This is a genomic window from Mesorhizobium sp. M7A.F.Ca.CA.001.10.2.1 (genome assembly GCF_003998575.1).
GTDB lineage: Bacteria > Pseudomonadota > Alphaproteobacteria > Rhizobiales > Rhizobiaceae > Mesorhizobium.
The window spans coordinates 1-2,129 of sequence record NZ_RZQY01000849.1; the positions used below are offsets into that span (position 1 = coordinate 1).

At 62.8% G+C, this 2,129-nt stretch carries 4 protein-coding genes and 1 pseudogene; all 5 read right to left on the reverse strand.

The features are described from left to right. Positions 1–232, reverse strand: a pseudogene (gene rplB, locus EN964_RS32550) (50S ribosomal protein L2); the annotation flags it as partial. Positions 233–254: 22 nt separating this feature from the next. After that, entirely contained in the window at positions 255–548 is a 294-nt protein-coding gene (locus EN964_RS32555; RefSeq protein ID WP_013531424.1) for a 50S ribosomal protein L23, read from the reverse strand. After that, on the reverse strand, positions 545–1,165 hold the full coding sequence (gene rplD, locus EN964_RS32560; protein ID WP_013531423.1) for a 50S ribosomal protein L4: 621 nt from the start codon (positions 1,163–1,165) through the stop codon (positions 545–547). The genes EN964_RS32555 and rplD overlap by 4 nt, the downstream gene beginning before the upstream one ends. Further along, positions 1,165–1,893, reverse strand: a complete 729-nt coding sequence (gene rplC, locus EN964_RS32565; protein ID WP_013531422.1) for a 50S ribosomal protein L3 — start codon at positions 1,891–1,893, stop codon at positions 1,165–1,167. Before rplC ends, rplD begins: the two co-directional genes overlap by 1 nt. Before the next feature lie 61 nt (positions 1,894–1,954). Then, positions 1,955–2,129, reverse strand: a 175-nt coding sequence (gene rpsJ / locus EN964_RS32570) for a 30S ribosomal protein S10 (RefSeq protein WP_127277307.1), incomplete at its 5' end; no start/stop codon positions are given.

Consider the following 2,129-nt stretch of genomic DNA (forward strand, 5'->3'; position numbering starts at 1 on the left):
CCGGGCCGACGACGTCAAACTTGCGGCGCTTGAAGTCGATGATGCGGTACGAACGTTTGTGACCACCGCCGATGAAGCGGGCGGTGATGCGACCGTGATTGTTGCGGCCGCCCGACTTGGTCAGGCCTTCGGTCAGACCCTTGACGGGCTTGCCCTTGTAAAGACCCGAGCGGTCGACGATGACCAGCTGACGGGTGCTGGGCGTTACCGGGTTGAATTTTTTCAGTGCCATTGTTCTGTCCTCGCGGCCTTGCTCAGAGACCCGTCGCGACGTCGATCGACTGACCATCGGCCAGCGTCACAACCGCCTTCTTGACGTCGCTCTGGCGGCCAACCGTGCCACGGAAGCGCTTGATCTTGCCCTTGCGGACAAGCGTGTTCACGGCCATCACCTTGACGCCGAACAGCGCTTCGACGGCGGCCTTGATTTCCGGCTTCGACGCCTTCTTGGCGACGTTGAAGACGACCTTGTTCTGCTCGGAGGCCATGGTCGACTTTTCGGTGATCGCCGGCGAGACGATCACGTCGTAATGACGAAGGTCGGTCATTTAAAACGCTCCTCGAGAGCCTCGACGGCGGCCTTCGAAAGGACCAGCGTGCCGCGGCGCAGAATGTCGTAGACGTTGATGCCCTGGATGGGCAGCACGTCGATGTTGGGGATGTTCGTCGCCGCCAGCTTGAAGTTCTTGTCAAGCTCGGCGCCGCCGATCAGCAAAGCGTTGGTCAGGCCCAGCGTCGCGAAATTCGCGATCAGCGCCTTCGTCTTGGCCTCGGTCAGCTTCAGCTCGTCGATGATGATGATCGACGCGCTCTTGGCCTTGGCCGAGAGAGCATGCTTGAGGCCGAGAGCACGAACCTTCTTCGGCAGTTCGTGCTCGTGGCTGCGAACGACCGGGCCGTGGGCCTTGCCGCCGCCGCGGAACTGCGGAGCGCGTGCCGAATGGTGACGGGCGCGACCCGTACCCTTCTGCTTGTACATCTTGGCGCCGGTGCGCGCGATCTCGGCGCGACCCTTGGTCTTGTGCGTGCCCTGCTGCTTCTTGGCAAGCTGCCAGCGCACGACGCGCTGCAGGATGTCTTCGCGCGGATCAAGGCCGAAAATCTCGTCGGAGAGTTCCACCTTGCCGGCGTCCTTGCCGCCCAGCGTTGTGATCTTGAGATCCATTATTCCGCTCCCTCTGTGGCCGGAGCCTCGTTCTTGGCGCCACTTTCGGCAGCAACGGCGCGGATCGCGGCAGGCTTCGGCGCATTGGCCGGCAGTGCCACCTTGGCCGCATCGCGGACCAGGATCCAGGCGCCCTTCGATCCGGGAACCGCACCGCGGATCAGGATCAGGCCGCGGTCGGCGTCGGTCGATACGATCTCGACATTCTGCGTGGTGACGCGGGTGTCGCCCATGTGGCCAGCCATATGCTTGCCCTTGAACACCTTGCCCGGGTCCTGGCGCTGGCCGGTCGAACCGTGCGTCCGGTGCGAAACCGAGTTACCGTGCGTTGCACGGCCACCGCCCATGTGGTGGCGCTTGATGACGCCCTGGAAGCCCTTGCCGATCGTCGTGCCCGTCACATCGACCTTCTGGCCGGCGACGAAGTGCTCGACGGTGATCTCGGCGCCGACATCGATCATGTTGTCGGCGGAGACGCGGAACTCGGCGACCTTCGCCTTCGGCTCGACGGAAGCGGTCGCGAAATGGCCGCGCATCGCCTTCGACGTGTTCTTCACCTTGGCAAGGCCAACGCCGAGCTGAACGGCGGTGTAGCCATTCTTCTCTTGCGTGCGCTGGGCCACGACCTGGCAGTTCTCCATCAGGAGAACGGTGACGGGAACATGTTCCCCGGCATCGTTGTAGATGCGGGTCATTCCCACCTTCTTTGCAATCACACCTGAACGCATCGGTTCAATTCCTTTAGAGTTCCGGGCCAGGGGCACCGCCCCTTACCGCGCTCTCATTCCCTTAGAGCTTGATCTCGACGTCGACGCCGGCGGCCAGATCGAGCTTCATCAAAGCATCGACCGTCTGCGGGGTCGGATCGACGATGTCGAGCAGACGCTTGTGCGTGCGCATCTCGAACTGCTCGCGGCTCTTCTTGTCGACGTGAGGCGACCGGTTGACCGTGAACTTTTCGATC

Bases quoted from the DNA above. Each gene is read 5' to 3' on its own strand.
- EN964_RS32555 (WP_013531424.1), bottom strand. From the start codon at position 548: ATGACCGACCTTCGTCATTACGACGTGATCGTCTCGCCGGCGATCACC.
- rplD (WP_013531423.1), bottom strand. From the start codon at position 1,165: ATGGATCTCAAGATCACAACGCTGGGCGGCAAGGACGCCGGCAAGGTG.
- rplC (WP_013531422.1), bottom strand. From the start codon at position 1,893: ATGCGTTCAGGTGTGATTGCAAAGAAGGTGGGAATGACCCGCATCTAC.